Source organism: Pedobacter sp. WC2501, from assembly GCF_052682415.1.
Genome location: NZ_JBQZFI010000001.1, coordinates 4834991 through 4858443, shown reverse-complemented (window position 1 = coordinate 4858443; position 23453 = coordinate 4834991). Strand labels below are relative to the sequence as shown.

General features: G+C 39.3%; 23 protein-coding genes. 11 read left to right on the top strand and 12 right to left on the bottom strand.

The window, feature by feature from the left end:
* Nucleotides 1–100 precede the first annotated feature (100 nt).
* Complete coding sequence (locus ACUN24_RS20505; RefSeq protein WP_445564199.1) at nucleotides 101–556, bottom strand: hypothetical protein; 456 nt, start codon at nucleotides 554–556, stop codon at nucleotides 101–103.
* Nucleotides 557–1114: a Panacea domain-containing protein gene (locus ACUN24_RS20500; RefSeq protein ID WP_445564198.1), complete on the bottom strand. Its 558-nt coding sequence runs from the start codon at nucleotides 1112–1114 to the stop codon at nucleotides 557–559.
* A 388-nt stretch (nucleotides 1115–1502) separates the two neighbouring features.
* Between ACUN24_RS20500 and ACUN24_RS20495 the strand changes: the two genes are divergently transcribed.
* Together ACUN24_RS20495 and ACUN24_RS20490 are read left to right on the top strand one after the other, a co-directional pair.
* On the top strand, nucleotides 1503–2279 hold the full coding sequence (locus ACUN24_RS20495) for a DUF3560 domain-containing protein (protein WP_445564197.1): 777 nt from the start codon (nucleotides 1503–1505) through the stop codon (nucleotides 2277–2279).
* Between the two features lie 197 nt (nucleotides 2280–2476).
* Nucleotides 2477–2656 (top strand): hypothetical protein, encoded by a 180-nt coding sequence (locus ACUN24_RS20490; protein ID WP_445564196.1) that lies wholly within the window; start codon nucleotides 2477–2479, stop codon nucleotides 2654–2656.
* Nucleotides 2657–3114: 458 nt separating this feature from the next.
* Here ACUN24_RS20490 and ACUN24_RS20485 read toward each other — a convergent pair whose 3' ends face one another.
* The 4 genes from ACUN24_RS20485 to ACUN24_RS20470 are packed head-to-tail and all read right to left on the bottom strand — an operon-like array spanning nucleotide 3115 to nucleotide 7343.
* Complete coding sequence (locus tag ACUN24_RS20485) at nucleotides 3115–4128, bottom strand: 6-bladed beta-propeller (RefSeq protein WP_445564195.1); 1014 nt, start codon at nucleotides 4126–4128, stop codon at nucleotides 3115–3117.
* Nucleotides 4129–4187: 59 nt separating this feature from the next.
* On the bottom strand, nucleotides 4188–4505 hold the full coding sequence (locus ACUN24_RS20480; protein ID WP_445564194.1) for a hypothetical protein: 318 nt from the start codon (nucleotides 4503–4505) through the stop codon (nucleotides 4188–4190).
* Complete coding sequence (locus tag ACUN24_RS20475; RefSeq protein ID WP_445564193.1) at nucleotides 4498–5802, bottom strand: hypothetical protein; 1305 nt, start codon at nucleotides 5800–5802, stop codon at nucleotides 4498–4500. Before ACUN24_RS20475 ends, ACUN24_RS20480 begins: the two co-directional genes overlap by 8 nt.
* Nucleotides 5803–5825: 23 nt before the next feature.
* On the bottom strand, nucleotides 5826–7343 hold the full coding sequence (locus ACUN24_RS20470; RefSeq protein WP_445564192.1) for a hypothetical protein: 1518 nt from the start codon (nucleotides 7341–7343) through the stop codon (nucleotides 5826–5828).
* A gap of 311 nt (nucleotides 7344–7654) precedes the next feature.
* Here ACUN24_RS20470 and ACUN24_RS20465 point away from each other — a divergent pair, with 311 nt between their 5' ends.
* A complete protein-coding gene (locus tag ACUN24_RS20465) occupies nucleotides 7655–9172 on the top strand; it encodes a hypothetical protein (RefSeq protein WP_445564191.1) in 1518 nt (505 codons plus the stop codon).
* 5 nt (nucleotides 9173–9177) lie between these two features.
* Nucleotides 9178–9660: a hypothetical protein gene (locus tag ACUN24_RS20460; RefSeq protein ID WP_445564190.1), complete on the top strand. Its 483-nt coding sequence runs from the start codon at nucleotides 9178–9180 to the stop codon at nucleotides 9658–9660.
* A gap of 186 nt (nucleotides 9661–9846) precedes the next feature.
* Here the strand turns inward: ACUN24_RS20460 and ACUN24_RS20455 are convergent, their stop codons facing one another.
* The 3 genes from ACUN24_RS20455 to ACUN24_RS20445 form a co-directional block, all read right to left on the bottom strand.
* The gene (locus ACUN24_RS20455) at nucleotides 9847–10068 is read right to left on the bottom strand and encodes a hypothetical protein (RefSeq protein ID WP_445564189.1); all 222 of its coding nucleotides are present in this window, start codon (nucleotides 10066–10068) and stop codon (nucleotides 9847–9849) included.
* Nucleotides 10069–10083: 15 nt separating this feature from the next.
* Nucleotides 10084–10287 (bottom strand): hypothetical protein, encoded by a 204-nt coding sequence (locus tag ACUN24_RS20450; RefSeq protein WP_445564188.1) that lies wholly within the window; start codon nucleotides 10285–10287, stop codon nucleotides 10084–10086.
* A gap of 343 nt (nucleotides 10288–10630) precedes the next feature.
* Nucleotides 10631–10903, bottom strand: a complete 273-nt coding sequence (locus ACUN24_RS20445; protein WP_445564187.1) for a GIY-YIG nuclease family protein — start codon at nucleotides 10901–10903, stop codon at nucleotides 10631–10633.
* A gap of 591 nt (nucleotides 10904–11494) precedes the next feature.
* On the opposite strand from ACUN24_RS20445, the gene ACUN24_RS20440 reads away from it, so the two are divergent.
* Both ACUN24_RS20440 and ACUN24_RS20435 read left to right on the top strand, forming a co-directional pair.
* On the top strand, nucleotides 11495–12406 hold the full coding sequence (locus tag ACUN24_RS20440; RefSeq protein WP_445564186.1) for a GlxA family transcriptional regulator: 912 nt from the start codon (nucleotides 11495–11497) through the stop codon (nucleotides 12404–12406).
* 242 nt (nucleotides 12407–12648) lie between these two features.
* Nucleotides 12649–13281, top strand: a complete 633-nt coding sequence (locus tag ACUN24_RS20435; protein ID WP_445564185.1) for a DJ-1/PfpI family protein — start codon at nucleotides 12649–12651, stop codon at nucleotides 13279–13281.
* A gap of 503 nt (nucleotides 13282–13784) precedes the next feature.
* Here ACUN24_RS20435 and ACUN24_RS20430 read toward each other — a convergent pair.
* Nucleotides 13785–13901: a recombinase family protein gene (locus tag ACUN24_RS20430; RefSeq protein ID WP_445565149.1), complete on the bottom strand. Its 117-nt coding sequence runs from the start codon at nucleotides 13899–13901 to the stop codon at nucleotides 13785–13787.
* A gap of 392 nt (nucleotides 13902–14293) precedes the next feature.
* Here ACUN24_RS20430 and ACUN24_RS20425 point away from each other — a divergent pair, with 392 nt between their 5' ends.
* The 5 genes from ACUN24_RS20425 (at nucleotide 14294) to ACUN24_RS20405 (ending at nucleotide 16733) form a co-directional block, all read left to right on the top strand.
* Nucleotides 14294–15070, top strand: coding sequence for a DUF3560 domain-containing protein (locus ACUN24_RS20425; protein WP_445564184.1), 777 nt, complete (start codon nucleotides 14294–14296; stop codon nucleotides 15068–15070).
* 194 nt (nucleotides 15071–15264) lie between these two features.
* The gene (locus ACUN24_RS20420; RefSeq protein WP_445564183.1) at nucleotides 15265–15441 is read left to right on the top strand and encodes a hypothetical protein; all 177 of its coding nucleotides are present in this window, start codon (nucleotides 15265–15267) and stop codon (nucleotides 15439–15441) included.
* A gap of 232 nt (nucleotides 15442–15673) precedes the next feature.
* Complete coding sequence (locus ACUN24_RS20415; protein ID WP_445564182.1) at nucleotides 15674–15970, top strand: type II toxin-antitoxin system HigB family toxin; 297 nt, start codon at nucleotides 15674–15676, stop codon at nucleotides 15968–15970.
* Between the two features lie 68 nt (nucleotides 15971–16038).
* The gene (locus tag ACUN24_RS20410; RefSeq protein ID WP_445564181.1) at nucleotides 16039–16413 is read left to right on the top strand and encodes a helix-turn-helix domain-containing protein; all 375 of its coding nucleotides are present in this window, start codon (nucleotides 16039–16041) and stop codon (nucleotides 16411–16413) included.
* 11 nt (nucleotides 16414–16424) lie between these two features.
* On the top strand, nucleotides 16425–16733 hold the full coding sequence (locus ACUN24_RS20405) for a hypothetical protein (protein WP_445564180.1): 309 nt from the start codon (nucleotides 16425–16427) through the stop codon (nucleotides 16731–16733).
* Between the two features lie 823 nt (nucleotides 16734–17556).
* Here ACUN24_RS20405 and ACUN24_RS20400 read toward each other — a convergent pair.
* Together ACUN24_RS20400 and ACUN24_RS20395 are read right to left on the bottom strand one after the other, a co-directional pair.
* The gene (locus tag ACUN24_RS20400) at nucleotides 17557–22059 is read right to left on the bottom strand and encodes an AAA domain-containing protein (protein WP_445564179.1); all 4503 of its coding nucleotides are present in this window, start codon (nucleotides 22057–22059) and stop codon (nucleotides 17557–17559) included.
* 422 nt (nucleotides 22060–22481) lie between these two features.
* Nucleotides 22482–23393: a hypothetical protein gene (locus ACUN24_RS20395; protein WP_445564178.1), complete on the bottom strand. Its 912-nt coding sequence runs from the start codon at nucleotides 23391–23393 to the stop codon at nucleotides 22482–22484.
* Nucleotides 23394–23453: the final 60 nt, after the last annotated feature.

Sequence of the window (23453 nt, the reverse complement as noted above, 5' to 3'; positions counted from 1 at the left end):
TTGCAATATTTAGATCAAGGGGCAGATTTTTCCCACTGTTCTTTCAGAAGGTCAATTTTCGCTATCCCTAACCATAAGCGAAATCTAAATACTTAGGTATCTATAAGGATAAACCGAAGTTCTTTTTTTCGTTCTTGCTGATTGTTGGTGCTGATTTTATCCGTTTCCTGATTTCTTTCATGTCATCCTCTGGTACGGTACCCAATAATCTTGTTGGTTCGTTATTTAAAATATCTTGTAGCCAATTGACCGGGCGGCTTTTGAGCTTCGAACAGTCAACAAAACAATCGTAGTCAAGAAAATCGCAACCCTCTGAAGCTATTTCATAGTTCAGATCAATAAGCTCATGGGTGGTAAAAATATTGGGATTGATGGCTGTATTGATGTATACGGTTGCGAAGTGCAGTTTATCCCAGGAAGCACCCACTAAAATCAGCCGTTTCTCTTTTGGAGGATTGGTGTCAGTGACATATACCTTGATTACAGAACCGATCTGAATGTTCCGCTCAGCGAAACCTTCTTTAAGTTCATCAGGTATAAGATCCGCAAATGACATTTAGTAAATGTTTTGATCGTTTTCTGCGTTGAGTGTTATATAGGTAATCATATCATCACTCGTGCCCGCCGCCTTTGCAATTTTTAAATAGGACATTTCGATGTCCTGCTTTTCAGCAGCTTCAGTCCAGGCATCATCATGGGATTTGTCCACTAATTGCTCAAAATTAAGCCCTTTATTCTCTTCGATCGATGCATTAAGCACCCCAATCTCTGAATCAGACAGTTCATCCACATCAGCTTGCTGTTTAGCAGTTACGATTGGCACATTACCCTCACGGCGCACCGCAAATGAGCCAGACATATCCATGGCTTCCTGAAAAGGGTGCGATCCCTTTTCAGCGGCTTTGAAAATATCGTAAAGGAAAGAGGGTACAGGACCAAAATTCATAGCTTGATAAGTATCACCGGTCACCGGTCTGCCATAGCTTTTGAGATGGTTCTGATCCGCAAAATAAAGGATTTTGAAGGTTTTGTGGTAGTCCGCTTCACCCAGGTTGTTCAGGACGTACAACGCAGCATTCAAAGTTTTGTTTTTATCAACGTTAAATCCTTGCATGGCACAAAGTTAAATAAAGTAATTGAAAAATACTAATTTTTTTAGTTTATGAGTGTGAGCCAAACAAGCATCTTGTAGGCTTTATTGTCCCACGCTAAGAAGTGGTCGTTATTCGATCTTCTTTAAGCGTCTTTCCAATCGAAACGGATAAAAAGGCCGTGAATTTCGGGCGCTCCTTTCTCTGCGAGCGCATAATGTTCTGGCTGCGCCAGAACACCCTCCGGGACTTATAGCTCTCCGTTCTCTATGCACCCGTTTTTCCGGACTTTCTTTTTTTCCGTTTTTTCTTTTGAAAAGATTTTTTTGGAAAAGGGAGGGGAAGAAGATAATTAATAGGGTTTTTATTTTAGAAACGGTGTGGTGCAGCCGAAGAATGGCATTTTGGATTATGAAACATGATTTTCATCAACGCAGGGAAAACCGCATTGCAGGTGCGGAAGAAAAAGCTTCAAAGAACGAAGCAGAATCGGATAGGTTATATCAGTTGAGCCAGAATATGGCGGATGCGATCCCGATGGGACAGCCTATCCTTATTGGCCACCATTCCGAAAAGTCTGACCGCAGGTACAGGGATAAAATATCGGGCGCAATGAGACGGTCTGTTGAGGCGGACAGTAAGGCCGCTTATTATGCAGATAAGGCGGAGAGCATCAAAAATAATGGTGCCATTTTCTCGGATGACCCTGAGGCGGTGGCGAAACTGGAGGAGAAACTGAGCAGTTTAAAGGAGATGCAGGATTTTATGAAGGCGGCCAATAAATGTATCAGAAAGGATGATAAGGATGCTTTTTTAAAGTTAAAGTTTGGGAATGACCGTATGTGGGAAGAGCTGATACAGCCTAAGTTTGGCGGGCAGGGCTTTGCCCATTTTACTTTAACAAATAATAGTGCTAACATCAGGCGCATTGAAAAACGGGTGGTGGCGTTGAAGAAACAGGGGCAGACTGCTGCAGTTGATACGGTGATCAATGGGGTGCGTATTTTGGAAAATAGGGAGGCGAACCGATTACAGCTTTTTTTCGGTGGTAAGCCCGTGCAAGAGGTAATCGCAAAGCTAAAACAGCATGGGTTCCGTTGGTGCAGGTCTGAGGGGGCATGGCAACGGCACATCAGTAACAATGCAGTTTATTGGGGCAGGGTTATAGCTGGAACGGTGGAAGCTTAGGACGGCTTTCAAGCCGGTGGCTTTGCGCTGACTAAGCATTTAAGACAATTAAGAATTTATAATCAGTTAGGCCGTCATTGGCCTGGCTGATATAGGGCGTTTTGATGTCATCTCCTTGAGCTTAAAAAACTGTGGGTAATTTGAATAGTATAATCAATGTTTTGACTGTGTCGTACGAAGACAAAAAAATGCAAATTATGTTAAAAGTTATAGATCTTGCAGGCTGGCCGATCAGGGTGGACGACCTGGAAGCAGCAATTAAGCAAGCAGACCTTTATAGAAACCAATATCATGAAGATCCAAGGTTTGCAGAGCTGGACAAAAGGCTACGTGCATATTGGGAGGATTTTTATCAGAAACTGGTTGTTTTAAGTTGATTTGTGAAAATCGGGGGCGGCCGTCCACTGGACGACCGGAAGCCTCGCGTCCTGCGGACACTCGGCTGGAATAATCGGCAGATTGAAGATGGATTTGTTTCTGCTTGATTTATTGTCTTTGCTCTTAGATAAACGCAAAAAATATACAGATTAAGGACGGCTGGAGAACCTTTTGATAAGAAAATTTAACAAAAGGGTTCAAAAGTAATCTCTATATAGTAAATAGTACCGCGTGGGATTTAGTCTCCTGGCGATTTTTCTTCAACATACTGAGCTTTGAGCTGTACCGATCTTGCATTGTCACAAGTCACAAAAATCTTTTTTTTCCGGATGATAGGGATAAGGCGCACTTTGAAAATCTTGGTGTACCAAGCATTATTTTTTAATTTGTGATATTGCACTCATTTCCTAAAAACTGGAGATAAATTAAGTGGAAGACATTAAGATATAATAATTAATTACCGGCAGTGGTATAACATCAGGGTAAGGGTTTTATTAGGGATTTCCTTTTTATTGATATCAGGGTATAATGGTACGGCAAATCGGTTTCCAATGGTTCCTATAGGCATGATATCGTTAAAGCCGGCGGATTTTCCACTTGATAAACCTATGCCTGCGGTAATTTGGTGTGCATCTTTATCTTCGATAAGATAGCCTTTTTCACTTTTATAGACGAATGTGTAGAACCTGTGTTTTTCTGTCTCTGCGAGTAATTGTGAGTCGAAAATATATGGGAAAATGTAAAGATTGCCAGCTCCGAGTATTGACGCGAGGTCATCCTCTGAAGGACCATAATTTCCATAATCCAGACGCAGAATCTGGTGCGCACCTTTTGATGAAATTGAATTAAGGGTGGTATTAAACGTTGGAATGAAATAAATTTTGCTGCCAACCGAATATAGCCTCCTTCCCGGATAATAATCCGCGTCAACTCTTTCCTGCGGTACTGGTAGAAGATACCCCGTAATTTTGGATGTTTGGTCTACAATGGTAAACTCGTGCTGTTTCTGTCCGTTATCCTTTAGTTTGAGCCCAGCAGTATAACAGATGTAGGTCGAATCGCTTATGGCCATACAGTCAAGGCTTTCTAAGCCGATGTTTATTTTATAAAGGAATTTGCCGTCTAAAGTGTAAAAATTGAACCTACCTTCTTCATGGTCAAAAGTTGCAAGTTTATTTTTAATAATCTGAAAATTATCAATAGGGGTTTGCGATATCAGATACTTAAACTTTCCATTTATGTCAAAGGCATAAATTTTATTATGGTCACTGTTAAGAAGAAAAATCCTACTTGCGGAAAACTCAAGCCTTTCAATTTTTTCGATCCCATCTGGGCATCCTTCCAATTGAACAAACGATACCGAATCTATAAGGCTATCGATGTTGAATGTTTTTCTAATAAAATCTACTTTTAGATTTACTGAATGATCATGGCTGATCACCAGTACTTTTGTCTTCTGTTTGTGAACCATTTTTATCAAAAATGCAAAAATGGCCGTGGCAAGAATGGACAACATGATTAATTTTATTTTCACAGCCTAATTTTTTTTGGATATTTAAAATACTGAATAGATCTCTTTCTTTTTATTATTCTGATTTTTTCAGATTTACCTGTGGCGTCCTGTTTTAGAGATTGTAAGACTTGCATTGATTCTTCCACGCCTGAACGGTAGGTCGCTCTTTTCTCGTTAGGGCGTCCTTCCCAGTTGCCCAACGCCTGGTACATATAAAAATCGCTGAGTGTGATATTGGAAAGCCTGTAATCAGTTAAACTAATTGATAAATTTAACATAAGCGTCAAAACTATGATTGCTGCTCCTATTATAAGTTTGTTCTTTTCCTTATTCATCTTTGGAATTTATTTTGTTTTTTAACTCTGAAAAGTCTTTTCTGTCAGATATAATAGTCCTAAAATCACTTTTGAGTGTCTGGGTATTCTTCCAGACATCAGCATGAAAATGAGCATATAGTGTAAAATAAGCCACTACTATCCCCAGAGCATAGTTGGCGATTTTCTTTAAACCAAAAGAACCCGAACCTAACATATTGTAGCCATAACCAAAGAGAAAGCAGATGCCTATTGAGGAAAGATATGCATATCGGTCGGCGACAACCGCATACCTGTTAAGATTGAGCAAGTTTAAAACAATTAAAATATGTATGAAAAAGAAAAGAAAACCAAATAAAATCCATTTTTTTCTGAGGTATTTTTTAACCAAAATAAGGGAGATAAGGATCGTGAAGGGATAGACCCATATCCAGATAGGCCATCGCTGGTTCGGATCAAAAGGAAATGGATAAAGGTAAGAGAGTTTTATAGGCATTATGCACTTGGTAAGATATTCAGTCACCGTGTATCCTGCAAGGGCAAATCTTTCAAAGATTGCATAGGTATAGTAAAAGTGTGTTCCGTCAGTTTCCTGTGAGGAAATGGAAACAATCCCAAAATATGTAGAAAAAATCAGGAAAGGAAGCTTTTCATACCAAATGATCTGATTCTTCAGATTCCTGCCACAGATATAATCAAGCAGCAAAAGGCATAGGGGCAAAGAAACAGCCTGTTCCTTAGCACCAAATGAAATCACAAATAGTATTATACATAGGTAGAAGACATAGGTATTTTTGGAAATAAGATATTTTAGATACACAAGAAGTGCCAGTAGGTAAAAAAAAGAGTATAGTAGGATTTTTGAAGCTGATATCCACGCTGTTGGTTCAATGTTAACTGGGTGAACCGCAAATAACACTGCTGAAACGAAAGCAATTTTTTGAGACTCAATCATGCTCTTTCTGAACGCGAGCCTACAGAGCATAGCAATAAAATAAAATGTTACAACAACATTTAGTGAATGTACGATCAGTCCCGCAAGATGAAATACGCCGGCATTATATCCAAATAAGTAATAAATACAAGTATAATAAAGTTGGTTGACAGGAGCATACTGGCCGTGGTAAAAATCCTGAAGGATTGCCATAAAATTATCTGCTGTCAATCCCTTCTCTGTATAATGGTTGATGACAACCCAATGATCATCCCAGCCAGTCTGGAAATCAAACGATGGAAGCTTGAAATAACAGATTGAAGCAATCAGAGTTAGAAGGAAGATATATACATATTCGTTAATAGGATTTGAGAAAATGCGCATAGTCGATATATTTGTCAGTGATGTTATGGTTTTATGTGAAAGAGATTAAGATCATCCTGTTCGAGAGAGGAATCATAAAACCTTGCAAAAAAATACAGGAATCTGTTCTGCTGCGATGTTAAAGGAATAGCATGTAGTTTTTTTAGCTTTTCGGTGGTTTTATTGCCAATTATTTCTGAATTGGGTAGGATTAGGAGATTGACACTGCCATTTTGGAGTTTAGTAATGAAATCTGGTTGCCAGATCGAGGTTATCCTGGTTACTTCAACATTCGGTTCCCTGTAAAAATTGTGGGAGTACTCCATAAATGGGTCATAAGGATCAGTTTCAAAAGAAGTAAGAAGGTTTACTTTTTTGTCTTTATAGTGTGTATAAATATATTGAGCTATTTTTGTTTCACCTTTCCTGGTGCTTCTGCTACTGAATACTGACAAAAGTGTAAGATCAGTAATTAAGACAAGGACTGATAAGTATCTGAATAACAGTGCTGATTTGATTTTTTTAGGTAGTCGATAGTAGGCGGAAATTACCAGTAGGGGACAAAAATTGGCTACCGGAAAAAGAAAACGGAGTTCTTTATGGGGTATGAGCATATGGATTACCAAAAAGGGTAAAGTACACCATATAATGGGAGATTTTGGCAGCCTGAATGCAAGAAAAATGTAAGAGGTGACTAAGGTAGCGCCAATTGGCCACCAAGGGCTATAAAAGATATATTCTATTATCATATACCATGGTGAGGTTCCGAATTTGGAAGCGATATCCATCACGATATTGGCATTGAAATAATTATACATTGATAATGTATAGACTCCGTAAAGCCACCTGTCACAAAAAATACCCAAAATTAATACAATTAGAGTACTGCTGATAATAGTTGCAAGTGTTTCCCACTTTTTTTTTTCGATAAAGTACAACCATGATAACAATCCAAGCATAAGAAATGCGCACTGATATCTGCAAAGGACTGATATTCCCAAGGAAATCCCAATGGCTATATAGCGGGATGGCTTTGCTTTTTTCAATCTGATTGCCATAGAATAGGCCAGTATGAAAAAGATTCCGGACCAGCTTTCTGATGAAAAACGGACATTAACATAAGGAAGGAACCATATGAGATAACACATGGTGAACCAGAATACGTTGAACCTAACCTTCAATTGTATCTGTGAGGCGACTATTAGTCGACTAATGGCAAATATTGATAAAAAAGCAGTTACAATTCTAAGAATTATAGTTACGATAAATGGATTGTCTATACCTATTGCCTGTAGAGAAATAAATATCACATAACATATAAAGGGTTGTAAGCCAGATCTTATTTTTGCAGCGAACTCCCATGGAAGTTCACTGCTAGGGATAAGGCCTCTTTTAAAATTTGCAAACTGTACAATTTGATAATGTTCATCAGCCTGATGGTAGCCGCTACTAAAATAAGCTGTTAAGCAATAGATGAAAAATGAAATCAAGGAAACCAAGAAAAAATTTCTGTTGGCAGAATCCTTTAAAAATTGATCTAGTTCGTTGATTGAGCTTCTCATTATATTAACAGCTGTGAAAGCATTTTGAATATCGCCGGGATGCAATTTTAATGAAAATTTATTTCCTTTGCATAGGGTATAAAATTCACCTGCTTTTTCGTCGAACCGCTCCATCTAAATAGAATTGTGAAATATGTTGAATATTATTATGTAAGGCCATTATTAACACTGGGAAAACATGTTACTTTACAGGATGTTGTGTTTTTGGGATTACTAAAATGTTTTAGTAATATAATTGTTACTGTGATTTTTAGTTTTTTTATTCGATACAGGATATTTTTGGGACAGATAAATTCTTTAATTAATGCTCAATGAACAAAAAATCCCTTCTTGTCGGGTCTGTGCTTTTACTAGCATCTCTTATTATTTTTTCTTGTCGTAGAGAAATCAATGCATTGGTGGGCGGCGAAAACAGCATACCTCAAAATACCCTTGAAAGTGCAAAAGTCTATTACCTAAGTCATGCAACGATGACAGAAGATCTGTATCGACAATATGAGGTTAAAGTATTGAAGCTTCGGAGCAGACCCAGTAGAAAAAAAATAGTTAGGCTCAAGCCACTTTGGACTGAAGCCAAAAGTTTGGATACCCGTAATGGCAGGGTTATTGTTGTTCCAAGTTCCGAGAAAGAAATCAATAGTAAGAAGTTAAATATTAGGCGTTTCTTTGTTTTTCATACCTCTGGTGGTTCTGTTAGTGATGGTGAAATAATAGAAATCGTAGGTATGGAATATCGCCTTAATGAAAAGTTGCAAGAGGTGGTTTCATCATTTGATCAGACGAATATTTGCGACTTTACAGGAGCTATTTTGAGATATGACCTTAATTATTATTTTAAAAGCAGCAAGATGTACAGAAATGGACAACCTAGCGATTTAAAAGGGAATTTCAAGAATATTGATCCAAAGCTTATCGCCAATAAAGCGGCATCTGGTTCGGGTACAAGCACATCGATTGGCGGAGACTCAAGTGGAAGTGGCGATACAGGTGGTTCGACCTCAATCAATTCGAATGGACCATGTACACTGGTATATTGGTACACTTGGCAGGTTGCTCCTGATGGTACGATCTTTAATGAAAATTACCAATTTCTATATTTTGAAGGCAATTGCTCACCGACAGGTATACCAGGCGGTAATACAGGAGGCAATACTGGTGGGGATTCCGGTGGTAATACAGGAGGCAACACAGGAGGGAATACAGATGGTATTAATACTACACCGACGACTGGAGGTAGCGCATATGGAGGTAATACCAATATGAATGTCAGTAATCAGGTCCAAAATCCCTGCACACAATCTGCGGTGGGAAGAGCGTTATTTACCGGAGCACCAAGCGATATCAGAATTATGTTCCAATATGCATTCCAGCTTCCAGGCAGCAATGTGATTATGCAGGATACGGTAATGTCAGATGCTATAGATGCAAAAACTAGAACGACTACAGCTGCAGGAAGCGACATCTATATTAAGTTCAATTCTGCGTCTTTTAATAAGAAGTCAGAACAATACAATGTCGCAACAGTTTATCATGAAGTATTTCACGCCTATCTTCGTAAGATGTTTCCTTCGGATCAACAGGGGCGTATATTAATTCCATCCCAGCATGAGTACATTGCGAACAATTTCGTCACTGTGATGACTGCGGCCCTCACGAGCCAGTTCCTTGGAATGAGTTTCACAGAGGCAAATGCATTGGCGTGGGGAGGGCTGAAAGACACATCTCTCTGGAATCTTAAAACCGATGATGAGAAACTTGCCATCAATACAATTAGCACTCTACACCAGGATAAAACACGCGTTGATAAAATGGGGACTTATTGCAATTAAGCTATATGAAAACAATATTTAGAACATTCGGGGCTATTATACTCCTCTCGCTTTCTGTAAGTAGCCGGGCGCAAACCATACAGATTGACAAGCTGTATAAGGTGATTATAAATTCAATGATCGCAACATATAAAAAGCCAATTGACAAAAAGACGATTTTGTTTTCTGTATGGATATCAGTTGACTCAAAAGGGAGGGCTGATTCTATAGCGTTTTCGAAAATTATGCATCCGTTGCAGTTGGAAGACTTCATTAATCCAACTGCAATTTCGGCCTATTGTAAAAGTCAGAAAGATCTGTTCCAGAATTATAAAAATTCAATCATAGTTGTACCAATTATCCATTTTCCAGATAATATTGCCACCCTTTATCTTTATGAATTAGGGCAGGATTTTGGATCGCTTTTCCCTGCACCTGGTCAGTACCCGGGAAAACGGCTTTTTGTAAATAAGCCATCCAGAGTATCATGGACAGAAGAAATAGAGTAGGGTAGGCATTTTGTGAAGCCAAACAGTACAATCGGTTTCGTATTTTTAGCTTTATGGATACCAGTAAAGATTACGTGAGATTTCCTTATTAAAAGATAAGTATAAATATGAACAAAAGCGTAAAGATGAATTTGAAAGTTCCTTAGGTAATTCGAAATTAGGATAAGCGCTTGGAGTTCCAAACCCTCACTCATATTTAAACTCAAAAGGCTGGTGTAGCCGAAACCTTGCCGCTTTCCCATCTCTAGTGCCGAGCGTGTTTTTTGGCAGGAGTTTAAGGATCCTGACGATTTCATTTTTCATGGCCTCGGTGCCTGTTCCTTTTACAGTGTATTTAGAAACACTGCCGTCTTTTTCCACTATTGTGGTTACCTCTAGTTTGGTGTAGAGTTTGTTTTTTTTAATCACATCCGAGGTTGCATATTAATTGTTCATGAACTGTGTATATTCCACCTGACTAAGGGGTGATAATGGGAACTTGTATAGGTGTCCTTCAGAAGACAATTTATCATCGTAGATGGTGGTATCGACCGGGGGATTTACTTTCAGGCTATCCTGGGCTCTGGCTTTTTGGCTGATAATAATCAGGATTAAGAGTGAGAGGGTGAGTAAGATTTGCCTTGTCATATAGATCGCGTTTTGATCAAATATAAACATTCCGTTGGCAATTTAAAATGGCGATGAACCGCTTTTGAGGAAAGGCTTGGTTTAGGATGATATTATTCTTTGTATTAGTTCAAAATTAAATTAACTCTCGTTATGTATGTCGCTATTATAACTATTCAAATTCTTGTAGTTGTAACTATCATTTATTTTATATTAAGCAGATTGGATAATATCAGTAAATCTAATTACCAACGCAACGAGATTTTGAAGGGGATTTATGACGAACTCAAGCGTCAGAATGAGAACAAAGACTAAACCATTCCATGTCCCTTGGTAAGCCACCGAATGAGGGTGTAGAATGGATTTAGGATTTAGAACCTAACTTTGTTAAGTTCCTCAACAGACTGAGATCTTGTCTAAACAAGATGTTATCAGGGCTTTTGTTACTTTTAATATTAAGTGGAGGTTGATATTTGGCAATCAAATCTAACTCTATCTTAATGCAGTTGGTTACTGATAAGCAAAGCATTATTAAATTAGTCTTCATCCATGTAGTTAGCCGTATTTCATCATCATTATCAAATTTGGTCTTACTCTCTTCTGCTCGTAAACTTCGAGGAATCAATGTAAGTCCCATCAATATACCACGATCCAAAAATTATCGGAGGCCGGTATCGATTGAGCGCTCCATTGCATTTGCTGAGGCTGAATCAGGCGCCAGCAGGCAACAAAAGCAATAATAGCCAGCACAGGAAAAAAGGAAAAATTTGTATTTCATAATCGTTAAGATTTATAGAGTTTCAGTAAGTAGAACTTTTTGACACGGGGTGTGAAAATTGCAACATATCCCTGCCTGGATACTCTCGTGCGGATTGTTTCGTCTCCAGGGTTGAATACTGGTTTAGCAGTATGGTTCTTAGTGTTGACCAGGAATATGGAATAGCCATTCCAATTTGACAGGAAAAGATTTTTCCCTACTGGCGAATCTGCTGATGATACATTTCGGGGGAAAAGCTACTGATGGATTTTTTATCCGGAACATCGCTGGAGATAAATGGTACGTTCAATACCATCTTACCCGCCTTATTTTCCGGATGCTGAGAATAGTTGCCAGGATAAATTTACCTGGTTCTTTTTACAAGTTTGATCACTTGCGTCTCGTAAGGGACGATACTATATATCCTGTCCGACTATGTATAATTTACCTTCTATCTCTTACCTTTGAAAAATGGGCTCCGATCGTGTTATATTTTTCATATTTGATAGCGTTCACCTTTTGGATCTGGCTGGTGCTGTAACCGTCTTTTATGAGTCCGGGTGCTGCGGAAAGCATTACGATATGCGTTATGTTTCCCCATATCAAAATCCGGCTACCTCATCTGGTATTGGATTTTCAAACGTTGAGCCACTCAGTTCGGTAACAGTAAACAAAGATGACATTGTTATTGTAGCCGGAATGGAAATTAAAAAATGGAACAGGGCAGATGATCATCTTTGGATACCATGGCTACAGGATGCTGCGGCAACCGGTGCTACCGTGTCTTCAATTTGTACAGCGGCTTTTGCACTTGCTGCTGCCGGGCTCTTAAATGGGCATAATTGCACGACGCATTGGGCGTGGACAACCACTTTACAACAAAAATACCCCCTGCTTAAAGTAATGGAGAATAAATTATTTGTGCAAAGTGGCAGGATATTTACCAGTGCAGGAATTGCTACGGGTATTGACCTCGCACTCTACCTTATTGAAGAGCAACACGGAGCTGCTTTTGCATGCCTCGTAGCAAAAGACATGGTTGTTTACGTTCGAAGAGACGGAACGGAGGCACAAAACAGCATTTATTTGCAAAACAGGCAACACATTAACCATCATATCCATCAGGTTCAGGACCATATTATTAAGCATTTACATCATAAATTAAAAATAGAAGAATTGGCAGGACTGGTCTTTGTCAGTCCCCGGAATCTCACGCGTGTATTCAAGTCTGCTACAGGAACCACAATCGGTCAATATATCCTGTCGTTAAGACAGGAAAAGGCAAAGCATTTGCTTAAAACCAAACATAAGTTAGCCTGGGTAGTAAAAGAATGTGGTTTTAGCAGCCCTGCTCAGCTAAGAAAGTTGGTCAAAGATGTATAAGATTAAAATATTGTATTTGTAGAATGGCCGGATTGTTATTGCAACTGTCCTGATTTGTTAGCTGTATCCAGTTAATTTTGGATTTCAATAATACATATATGAAACAGTTAATACGTCTGATATTTTTTATCCCTTGCCTGGCATTTACGCAAGTCTACGCAAACACATATGTATGCCGGCCTTGTAACCATCCATGTGATACCATTACTTATGATCAATCGGGTGTTTGTACATGTTGCGGAATGAGGTTAGTGAAGAAAAACCCTCAGGTAAAAAAGGACAAAGAAATAACTGTTTGCTTTTACTTATATGAGGGAATAGAGGTACTTGACTTTGCGGGGCCTATGGAAGTATTTTCCTATGCAGGCTTCAAAGTTATCACTGTTGCAAAAACCAAAGAGCCTCTTCTGTCTCAGGGAATTTTAAAGATAATCCCGGATTATAGCATTAAGGATGCTCCTCAGGCAGATATTTTTGCAGTATTTGGTGGTTCAGACGAGGTGGCAACAAATGATCCCGAAGTTATTTCCTGGATAAAATCCAGGGACAGTGCTACTAAAAACTATTTTTCTGTTTGCACCGGTGCGTTTATCCTTGGGAAAGCAGGTCTGCTTGATCAGCTTACCGTTACCACCTTTCATAAAAGCATAACAAATCTTCAAAGGGCTGTACCTAAAGCTAAAGTGCTTCAAAATGTTCGCTATGTTGATAATGGAAGAGTAATTACTACCGCAGGAATATCGGCTGGTATAGATGGAGCGCTGCACCTGGTTTCAAAACTGAAAGGTAAAGAGGTAGCGCAAGCAGTTGCCAAACAAATAGAATACGATAAATATGTACCAGAACAAGGTATGGATCTATCGAACCAGCATTAAATTTATATCCCAGATATATAATGGAGTAGATGTACACCTTAATAAGATCTGTAACAAGCTTCACCGTATTCATCTGCCACCAAAAGATCCAAAATCAATGAATCTCCATCTCTCAGTGCAATCCTACCGCTAATAAGACTTCTGTAAACCTCTGGTTTGACCCTCTTCACTTTGTTTACATCCAAAAAGTAGGGTTTGTCCCAACTGGGTATGGTTACCTAATTTTAGGTCAGATATTAAGCCTGATATATTAATCACCGTTCTTGTTTAGCGTTTCTTTGGCCAAAAGATAAAAGCCACAACAAGAGCCAAAAGCCATATTGAGCCGCTTATTTCCAATAGATAATCTTTCATTTACTTAGATTTTTGTTTTTCTGTTAACCCATCATAAATTTAAGGTATCTCGAGCAAGTTCCCCGGTTAATGCTCAACCTACCCAATTTAAGGACAAGAACAGTTTCACCTTTTCTTAACTTTTCAAATAATTTAATCAATTCTGGCCGTTATTTAGACTTACTGGAATTTTTTTCCTGGAAAATAATTTCGCAACCTGCTTTATTTAAGGCATCTATTTGTAAATCCAAATTTTGGTCTTTTGTGATAACTCGTGCGTAACCTATATAAAAACGTCTGTCATATGAATATAGGAAAGATAGATTGGTGATACAATTTATTGAGGCAAGTATTTTGTTTTCTCAAATATTTAACCTAACACATAAATTCTCAATTGTTGACCGATTAAACGCGCTTGTACTCTTTCCAATCGAAACGGATAAAAAGGCCGTGAATTTCGGGCGCTCCTTTCTCTGCGAGCGCATAATGTTCTGGATATACCAGAACACCCTCCGGGACTTATAGCTCTCCGTTCTCTCTGCACCCGTTTTTCTGGACTTTCTTTTTTTCCGTTTTTTCTTTTGAAAAGATTTTTTGGGAAAGGAAGGGGAAGAAGATAATGAATAGGGTTTTTATTTTAGAAACGGTATGGTGCAGCCGAAGAATTGCATTTTGGATTATGAAACATGATTTTCATCAACGCAGGGAAAACCGCATTGCAGGTGCGGAAGAAAAAGCTTTAAAGAATGAAGCGGAATCGGACAGGTTATATCAGTTAAGCCAGAAAATGGCAGATGCGATCCCGATGGGACAGCCTATCCTTATTGGTCACCATTCCGAAAAGTCTGACCGCAGGTATAGGGATAAGATATCGGGTGCGATGAGACGGTCGGTTGAGGCGGACAGTAAGGCTGCCTATTATGCGGATAAGGCAGAGAGCATCAAAAATAATGGTGCCATTTTCTCGGATGACCCTGAGGCGGTGGCGAAACTGGAAGAGAAGCTGAACAGTTTAAAGGAGATGCAGGACTTTATGAAGGCGGCCAATAAGTGTATCAGAAAGGATGATAAGGATGCTTTTTTAAAGTTAAAGTTTGGGAATGACCGTATGTGGGAAGAGCTGATAGAGCCTAAGTTTGGCGGGCAGGGCTTTGCCCATTTTACCTTAACAAATAATAGTGCCAATATCAGGCGCATTGAAAAACGGGTGGTGGCGTTGAAGAAACAGGGGCAGACCGTGGCAGTTGATATGGTGATCAACGGGGTGCGTATTTTGGAGAACAGGGAGGCGAACCGCTTGCAGCTTTTTTTCGGTGGTAAGCCCGTGCAGGAGGTAATCACCCAATTAAAACAGCATGGCTTCCGTTGGTGCAGGTCTGAGGGGGCATGGCAACGGCACATCAGTAACAATGCAGTTTATTGGGGCAGGGTTATAGCTGGAACGGTGGAAGCTTAGGACGGCTTTCAAGCGGTAGCTTTGCGCTGAAACCGTTTGTGGAGGGTTAGGACGATGCAATCAGTTAGGTCGTCATTGGCCTAACTGATATTAGGTGTTTCGATACAATCCATTTTAGCTTGAAAAAACTGTGGGTAATTTAAATAGTATAATCAATGTTTTGAACTTTCCCGTACAGAGACAAAAAAATGCAAATGATGTTAAAAGTTATAGATCTTGCAGGCAGTCCGATCAGGGTAGACGATCAGGAAGCAGCAATTAAGCAGGCAGACGTTTTAGAAACCAGTATTGCGAAGATCCAATGTTTGCGGAGCTGGACAAAAGGTTGCGTGGATATTGGGAGGATTTTTATCAGAAACTGGTTGTTTTAAGGTGAACTGTGAAAATCTGGGGCGGCTGTCCACTGGACGACCGGAAGCCTCGCGCCCTGCGGACACTCGGCTGGAATAATCGGCAGTTTGAGTGGAATGGATTTCATCGTTATCGGTTTGACTGTTTCAATTTCTGGGAAACAATTCGGATATTATTTGAATGTTTGTTTTTCTAAATATTATTTAGGATTTCTAAATTATTTGTATATTCGTTCAAGCAAGTCAATTTACCATGGTCGTCATCAGTTATGGAACGCTTAAGGAATTTTTCACTGTGCACGCAGGGGCTATGGATGCGCTCAACAATTGGTGTAGAGCGGTCTGCCTTGCAGACTGGTCGGACTATCATGAGATGAAGCAGATGTTTGGTAGCGTGGATGCGGTTGGAAATGACCGTTTTGTGTTCAATATCAAGGGGAACAGCTTTAGGCTGATCGCCATGATTTTTTTTGATGTGAGAACCGTGTATGTGCGCTTTGTGGGCACTCATGCCGAATATGATAAGCTGAAGGACTGTTCGCTTGTTTAAGGCGGGGTCCGAAACCCTTTTGTGGCTTGGGTGAAAATAGCCGTTATTACTAATTAATATCTTCAGCTATGGGACAGGTGAATAAGATTAATACTGAGGCCAGCTATCAGTCGGTGATGGCAAAAATAGATGGCCTAATGGCCAAGGGAAGTGGGAATGTTTCTGCTGATGAGCTGGCTGAAATCCGCAGGCTTGCGCTTTCAGCGCAGGCTTATGAGCAGGAGCTTTATGTGGTAGATGCACCTTCGACTCTTTCGGGGATGATCGAAATGCGTATGTTCGAAATGAAACTTCGCCAGGTGGATCTTGCGAAAAAGCTCAGGGTTAGCCCGGCCAAGCTTTCGCTTATTCTTAACGGTAAGCAGAAGGCGGATGTGGATTTTTTAAAGGCGGTGCATACTGAGCTTAAAGTGGATGCGAACTTTATTTTGGAACACGTTTAATTTGTCGATGAATGCCTAACGCCCCATTCCAACGTGGAGGGTGGCTTGACTTGCATTACGAAAGGCTTTTTGAAGAAGTTCTGCTAAGGCAAAGTTTTCTTCGGGTTGCCAAAGAATATGCTAGATGCCTATCATACCGTAAAATAGATGATGGGCTATTCGTATTTTCATTGTTAGCTATATTGATCATTTCAGGAAAATCATTTATTGTGGTGTTGTTTCCAGTTGTGCTAATTCTATTGTTTGTTGTTGTGCTATTTTTATTGTTTGTTGCAAATGTATGGTTATTATCTGTTTATCTCTCTTTTAATAACTTGTAATTGAAATTAACCGGCTATTCTTGTTACAGTAATACCGATCGTTAAAACGCTATTAGCCTGCGATTTTTAACAAAAAAACGTGGTCAGATAACCTTTTAAAATTTATATCTGATTGTCTTTCAGGAATTCCCTTTTCTTAATTTTGTGTCATGAATCGAAGAGGTAGCGCAATTGTCGGAATTCGATTTCGTCAGGAATGGTAAAAGGTTGCCCGTGTTGTATTAGATAAGTATTAAGTGGCCGCCTTTACGCTTCGGTAATCTTGAAATAGAGAGAACATGTGAGTTCGATGAATAGAAAGAAAGTAATAAAAGGGGGAGGGATCAGGTATGTTTCTAATTTAAGATTTATCATTTAGTTCCATTGGTAGAGACTAGTGGCGTTTTTACCTTTAGTATCTTTGTTTTGGGCAACTGCCAGGCTATCCGCTTATACGCCTTCTGGCTTTAGGCGCAGGCAGGTATCCGCTGCTATCCCTATTGCAAAGGACGAGATTCTCCCATGATATTTAGGATGGAACGAAAGGGGGTCGAACCTTTCTATTTACCTATTTGTAAATCAGGGAAGTGTAATTCTGTTTATACCTTGAGGCACCAAATGCTCACCTCTATTGATTTTTTAATGCAAATTCTTATTGTAAACACTTTTGCCGAACTACTCAGCCAGATATCTGATAGAACAGGAGTTTTATCGGCCCATAGAAATATACCTTGATCTTGGGTTTATCAATATCTCACATTTCTCTTAAGCTTACAAAAAAGCCTTCGGAATAGTTCCGAGGACACTTTTTAAGGTTTAAAGGGTTGTAAATACTGATAGCCCATCAATCAATGTTTTTAAAGTTACGCTCTTCGAACAATGACGCTTGGCCCTTGTCGTCTGAGTTTCCATCATTTCTGATAAATGTTAAAAGAGACTCCAGTTCCCGATCAGCAGAATCCCACCATTTTGTGGACCATATCCGATGGAACTTAAACCCGAATTTTTCCAGTTGCTGCTGCCGAAAGATGTCCCAGGCATAAGCCTCAGGGCTCGTATGGAATTTTGCGCCGTCGCATTCAACTGCGATCCTAAATCCATGCGCATTTTCTGGGTGAACGACAATATCTATCCTAAAGCCGCCCAATTTAAACTGTTGTTCGACTCTTTTTGGATCAATGTGTGCAATCAACCTCGAATAAACCTCATCTTCGAAAGGAGACTCCGATCCAAGGCCGGGATCCGAACGGTCGTAATATTGATCGGTACAATATTGGCTCAAGAGGTTTAAAATTGCCAGTCTCTGCTCTTCATTTTTTTCGCTCACTGATTTTGCATATGAAAGATAAGCATACAATACACCCCGGCCTTTATTACCTTTCTGTTGAATTAACTGCGGATACTGGGAAATATGTTCCTCGGAAAATGAGCAGCAGATATAAATTTTTATCTTGGCCCGGGTTATTATTACGTTCAGCATTCTATGCCCTTTTCCCTGTATTATAGGGCCGAAGCTTTGTGAAAATGTGCCATTTGGTTTATACCCAAATGTTGTGGAGATTATGATGATATCACGTTCGTCCCCCTGTATGTTTTCCAAATTCTTTACAAAGAAACCATCCCCTAAAGCGCCGATAAGAGCGTCAAATTCCAAAGATATCCTTCGCTCAGCTCCAATTTCCTCAAGTATCAAATTCCTTTGATAAAGATTGAAGGTTGCCACCCCAACTGATGGATAACTTCCATCCGGATTTTGGACGATCTTGTTTTTCAAAATGGAAACAACTCTTAAAGCCTCAGTGCGGTTTGTCGAATTTTCATATGTTCCGTTTACCTGTAGGAATTCAATGGGTACGTATTCTTTTTTCGCTGGCACCGGTATTAGCCGCTTACCATAAAACGCATGATTGCTGAAATCTATTAAATAGGGGTGTTGAGACCTATAGTGAACTGTTAGGTATGATTCCTTGAAGTTTCTGTCAACTGCATATGCAAGAAGGGACTCACTGTCAGCCAAAGACAGATCTGTTCTGCTCAAGGATAGCGCAACCTCCGTTTCTTCTTCATTTTCAGGTTCATCTTCTATAGGGTCAAGCAATGCTCCACTGCCCTCAAAATATGAGGATGGAGCCATCTGATGCTTATCCCCGGAAACAATCTTTGCTTTTCCCCTAACTAAGGCTGCATAAGTGTCCTCAAGGCGCAATTGACTGGCCTCATCAAAAATGACCAGATCAAATATCCCTTCTTCTAAAGGAATAATCGAACTGCACACCGAAGGATTAAGGAGTACCACGGGAAAGAAGTCTGTGAAAAGTTCGAACTCACTTTTTACGATTGTACGAAGTGAATTTCTTCGCATTCCCTTTGTCCCTTTTTTATTGAACAGGCTATTGATACCCATGCCTTTAGACTTAAAAACCCTTACCGCACCGACCTGACGTTCGAGCCATTTCGCCATTATGTTATTGAGTTGATTCCCGTCAAATTCGCTCTTCAGCCTTTGATATAGATGAATGTCATAATCACTTTTTGGTAATTGTTGCGGTTCATTTTGTGTGAGTATCCAGAAAAGATACCAGCACTCAAAACTTTCCTCCCATGACCCTGTCGTTTTGACTATCATGGTATCGATCAGATTCTGCTCTGTTTTTTTACATCCCAGATAAAAATTTCTCCACTCAAAGTATGATCGGAAATGTCCCAGATCTGCGTCAATGGATTCAGCAAATTTTGAAATGATTTTTAAACAATTTCGGGCAAAATCCAAACTCTTTTCTTCTTTATAGGGATTGTCACAGACATCAATATTGTTCACCCTTGTGATTCCTATTATTGATTGACCTAGCGTAAGGTACTGCGCTTTGATTTTTTGATGATAGTTGCGGTGCGCATCAAATATGTTGAGATATTCTTTTAATTTTACTATTATCTCAGGGGTCTTATTTGATAGCTCATTGATTTCTGCTAGTGGAACAGTTTTCTCTAAAAGCTCTTTGTCTGCCAAGTTTGAAATCAAACGATTGTATCTTCGCAAGATTTCAGTTACATCAGCCTTGACTGATGTAAAATCGGGATGATAATGGCTCTCCGTGATTTCATCCGCGTACATCCGGATTTCAGCGGGTACTTTTTCCAGCCATTTTTTCAACTTTTCATTTAAGTCCCGGATGTTGCCGGGGAAGATACTCAGGTCAGCGCTGTCCGACTGATCAATAAAATTATGGCTGAGATAATTCTTTCTTTGCTGGACTACTTTGATATTCATTATCTGACTTACAACCTCAATCCTGGCATCTCTTATCACTCTTTGCTTTTTTGAAAAGACGGAGAGTATTTTAGTTCTCAATTTAGCACCGGTAGTATTGGAAAGGAAAGAAGAACCATGGGCAGACAGATGATTATCAATGAAACTGAGGTAAGAATCAATGGCTGAAAACAGGTTTTGTCCGTATTCGTTAAAATGGATCCCGAGTTGATCCGTATAGTTTTTCTTTAGTCTAATACTATCATCTAACAAAATTTGAAAATATTCTATGTCTTTTTTTAATTCTTCTTCTAATAAGAATTGCTCAGGGAAATCTGAATTGGATAAATCTCTACCTTCGATAAAAGCTAAGTGGGGCAATAGTTCAAAATATATCGCCCTGGGTGTCTGCTCAAACGACATTTGTACTGCGTCTTTCCCAACTTTTTCAAGTTTGTCGACGGTAAGCAGAATTTGAGCGGAATTGGTTTTTACGTTTGTAACAAAATCTTCAAGGATTATCCTTGCCTCACCGATATTGCGATTATCAAAGATGTTGTCGAGTACAGGCCTAAATATTTCATCATGTTCCACAGCTGACAGAAATAAGTTATTTGCCTTGCTTAAACAGGTGAGTATTGTCTTTAGTTCATCTGGGTCCTCCAAAAACCTGAAGCCGTCTTTCTTTAAATCATGTCTCAGCGGGAGCTCAGGAAAATTTTTTCTCAACTTAAGAAATCTTCCTACCAGTTGATTCCAGTTACGGTCATCATAAACAGGTTCAACAAGAGCAAGATGCTGGGTGTTGATTGACTGTGTAACTGATCTTAGCTTTTCTCTAGAAGAATTATAATAATTTGCTGCCTGTATTGTATTTTGATAAGCTGGAAGCGCATTTTGCCGTTCCCGCACAGAATCTACTATTGCCTCTCTATCCTCGTTTACATCATCAATCACAGCAACCAGTTGGGCCATTTGTTTGTGTGTGCGTTCGATATTTCGTTTAATAACATCTAATGCGGTCTTTTTTTCGCAGACAACAAGACATTTGAGTCCATTTGCCAGTGCATTGGTCACCAGTGCTGTAAGGGACTGGCTCTTCCCGGTTCCTGGTGGGCCCTGAATTATTTGATTGGTTTCAGAACCTAGTGTGCTTATGATTGCCTGCTGGGCAGGGTCGGTGCTAACAGCACTGAATGGTGTATCAGAAAGGCTTTCTACCTTCAGATCATCAAATGCAAATTCATCAAAGCGTTCAAGCAATTTTGATATATCAGTTATGATACTTTCTTTTTGAGCGCGGAACAGCCCGAAAACTCCGCCAAAATGAATGTAAGCTTTACTATTTGCTATTTCGTCTATTACATTCACGTCAGGTAATGTATTTATTGGATTCAGGAAATTGTGCTCCAATACCTCCAGGTGTTGGAGCTCGGATCCAGCATTGAGGGAGCTGAGTACGGCAGCACATGCCCGTAAGAGTTCTCCCTGATCAACCAACAAATCATCAAGTATCTCCGGGTTTATTCCTGGCAGGAGAATATCGTCTTCTCCTTTAATAAACGATAATAGTACTTCATTTATACTAACCCCATGGATATCTGTTTCTCCAAGTTTACCATTGGACAAAAGGACCTTGTTTCGGAAAAATGTCCATTCATTAACTTTGCTTTTTGATTTTATGGCATCTAAAGGCCAGATGAATAAGGGGGCTTTAATTATTTTTGTGGGGTCTTTAGTAGAACGCCTGATCAATATAGGATAACCAAACCCCAGTGTTTTGGTTCCATGTTCCTTGAAATAATCCTCATTTTCTATGATGATAGCATTGAGCCGTTTGGAGATAATCCCAAGCTTTTTTTGAGCTTGCTGATCTTGCTCATTGAGATCAATAGTGTCGAATGAAATTCCAAATTCGAAGCTTGATTTGTTGAGCAGATTGTACAAAAATTTATGCGATAAACCCTCATCAATAAGGTCTAGCTGCTTAAGATCCATCCGTGTGGCAAATCTACCAGGTAAAGCATTTAGATGTATTGATCGGGAGTTACCTCCTTTAAGTTTACTTTGGAGTGCCTGAAGAAAAATTTTTGATGACATGGCAAGCGTAATTTAGCTGTTCGCTAATGTACATCTATTGAATTTGAATTCAAACTGAAAATAATTCATCCCTCAAGCTAGGTATTTCTGGAAAAATGCCTGCTCGTTTCCGATTTTAAGCCGGGTGACCGAAAAGTCGGCGGTTTAATTATGAGATACACTAGCGAATACAAACAGGCAATGTTAAATTTACAATTTGTTGTTCTGTAGAGGTGGTTGTTCGATGATATAATATAGGGAAGTATTGCAAATAGACGTCTTTAAAGGCTTTTGAAAACTTAAATGAAGGATTTTTTTGATTCTATCGAACTGATTATCCTTTCCATATAATCCCTGCTCTCGCATGCAACTTCAAGGATTGCGTTTTCAAAAAATGTTCTATTGTAGCTCAGTTAACACAGACATTTCGTAATTGTAAAAAATTAGACATTCGTTATCTTCAATTTCCATTCTTCAAAATTATCATGTTGAATAACTTTAATGGCTTCAGTTTGCGGGATAAGTTCCCTTAAAGAAGTCCTCTTGTGCCTTTCTGGGCTGATAATGTACCCAAAAACCGTATATAATTTATCTAGGTAGCTTTTCTGGTCAACGTTGAAAACAAAAGTGGCTCTGGCAAAATTTACACTCTCCCATATTAGTTGCACATTATCGCCGTTTTCTACGGTGAAAATGAAAGTGTCTTCTTCCTTTAAGCTGTTGGCATATATAAAAAGTTCGGGAACAGGAATAATCTTAAATTCCGATGCCTGAATATCACAAAGATGAGATAGGTATTGGCCTTTATTTTGGAGACTGAGCAGTTCCTTAATAGCCTTATTGCTGAGTGTATCTAGGCAACTTATTATGGTCGAAATACTTTGGGGTTGTCCTTCCCTTAAATACCCTTCGATCCTGGTTTTGAAATTTAACATCTCTACAACCTGAGAGAAATATTCCAGATTATCGATCTTTAAGATCTCTCTGCCCCGGATCGTTACTTCTAATGGTGGCAGGTTTATCCTGTTGAGATAGGGTTTAATATATTCAAAAGATTTTCTGGATGGCTGGAAAGGGAATGGTAAAGAGTACTTACTGTTGAACATGACCTTGATCTGGTTCTGTTCAAAGTATACCTGGTTCCAAGGGACATCGTGGATTTGGCTTTTCTGTTCGACATATTTTTTTTCATTTGTAAGTTTCGCAATTTCTTCCCGATAGTATTTGGCAAGATGTCCAGCTATAGGTTTTGTCTTGATGACTTTTTTTCCGCCTTTTCTTGCAACATAGTTTTCTTTCCTTTGAAGCTTAGCTTCATACTGGGCAATCTTTTCTTCAATTTGTTTAATGTTCATCTAACGTGATGATAATTATATCAGGTGAAAATAAGTCATTTATATCAGGCCGAGCTAGGA

Coding starts and splice junctions, on each gene's coding strand:
- ACUN24_RS20450 (WP_445564188.1), bottom strand. CDS start 10,287: ATGACAAGGCAAATCTTACTCACCCTCTCACTCTTAATCCTGATTATT.
- ACUN24_RS20425 (WP_445564184.1), top strand. CDS start 14,294: ATGAAACATGATTTTCATCAACGCAGGGAAAACCGCATTGCAGGTGCG.
- ACUN24_RS20395 (WP_445564178.1), bottom strand. CDS start 23,393: ATGAACATTAAACAAATTGAAGAAAAGATTGCCCAGTATGAAGCTAAG.
- ACUN24_RS20445 (WP_445564187.1), bottom strand. CDS start 10,903: ATGGGACTTACATTGATTCCTCGAAGTTTACGAGCAGAAGAGAGTAAG.
- ACUN24_RS20500 (WP_445564198.1), bottom strand. CDS start 1,114: ATGCAAGGATTTAACGTTGATAAAAACAAAACTTTGAATGCTGCGTTG.
- ACUN24_RS20480 (WP_445564194.1), bottom strand. CDS start 4,505: ATGAATAAGGAAAAGAACAAACTTATAATAGGAGCAGCAATCATAGTT.
- ACUN24_RS20405 (WP_445564180.1), top strand. CDS start 16,425: ATGCCTAACGCCCCATTCCAACGTGGAGGGTGGCTTGACTTGCATTAC.
- ACUN24_RS20465 (WP_445564191.1), top strand. CDS start 7,655: ATGAACAAAAAATCCCTTCTTGTCGGGTCTGTGCTTTTACTAGCATCT.
- ACUN24_RS20460 (WP_445564190.1), top strand. CDS start 9,178: ATGAAAACAATATTTAGAACATTCGGGGCTATTATACTCCTCTCGCTT.
- ACUN24_RS20490 (WP_445564196.1), top strand. CDS start 2,477: ATGTTAAAAGTTATAGATCTTGCAGGCTGGCCGATCAGGGTGGACGAC.
- ACUN24_RS20470 (WP_445564192.1), bottom strand. CDS start 7,343: ATGAGAAGCTCAATCAACGAACTAGATCAATTTTTAAAGGATTCTGCC.
- ACUN24_RS20475 (WP_445564193.1), bottom strand. CDS start 5,802: ATGCGCATTTTCTCAAATCCTATTAACGAATATGTATATATCTTCCTT.
- ACUN24_RS20400 (WP_445564179.1), bottom strand. CDS start 22,059: ATGTCATCAAAAATTTTTCTTCAGGCACTCCAAAGTAAACTTAAAGGA.
- ACUN24_RS20495 (WP_445564197.1), top strand. CDS start 1,503: ATGAAACATGATTTTCATCAACGCAGGGAAAACCGCATTGCAGGTGCG.
- ACUN24_RS20415 (WP_445564182.1), top strand. CDS start 15,674: ATGGTCGTCATCAGTTATGGAACGCTTAAGGAATTTTTCACTGTGCAC.
- ACUN24_RS20485 (WP_445564195.1), bottom strand. CDS start 4,128: ATGGTTCACAAACAGAAGACAAAAGTACTGGTGATCAGCCATGATCAT.
- ACUN24_RS20435 (WP_445564185.1), top strand. CDS start 12,649: ATGAGGTTAGTGAAGAAAAACCCTCAGGTAAAAAAGGACAAAGAAATA.
- ACUN24_RS20420 (WP_445564183.1), top strand. CDS start 15,265: ATGATGTTAAAAGTTATAGATCTTGCAGGCAGTCCGATCAGGGTAGAC.
- ACUN24_RS20440 (WP_445564186.1), top strand. CDS start 11,495: ATGGGCTCCGATCGTGTTATATTTTTCATATTTGATAGCGTTCACCTT.
- ACUN24_RS20410 (WP_445564181.1), top strand. CDS start 16,039: ATGGGACAGGTGAATAAGATTAATACTGAGGCCAGCTATCAGTCGGTG.
- ACUN24_RS20505 (WP_445564199.1), bottom strand. CDS start 556: ATGTCATTTGCGGATCTTATACCTGATGAACTTAAAGAAGGTTTCGCT.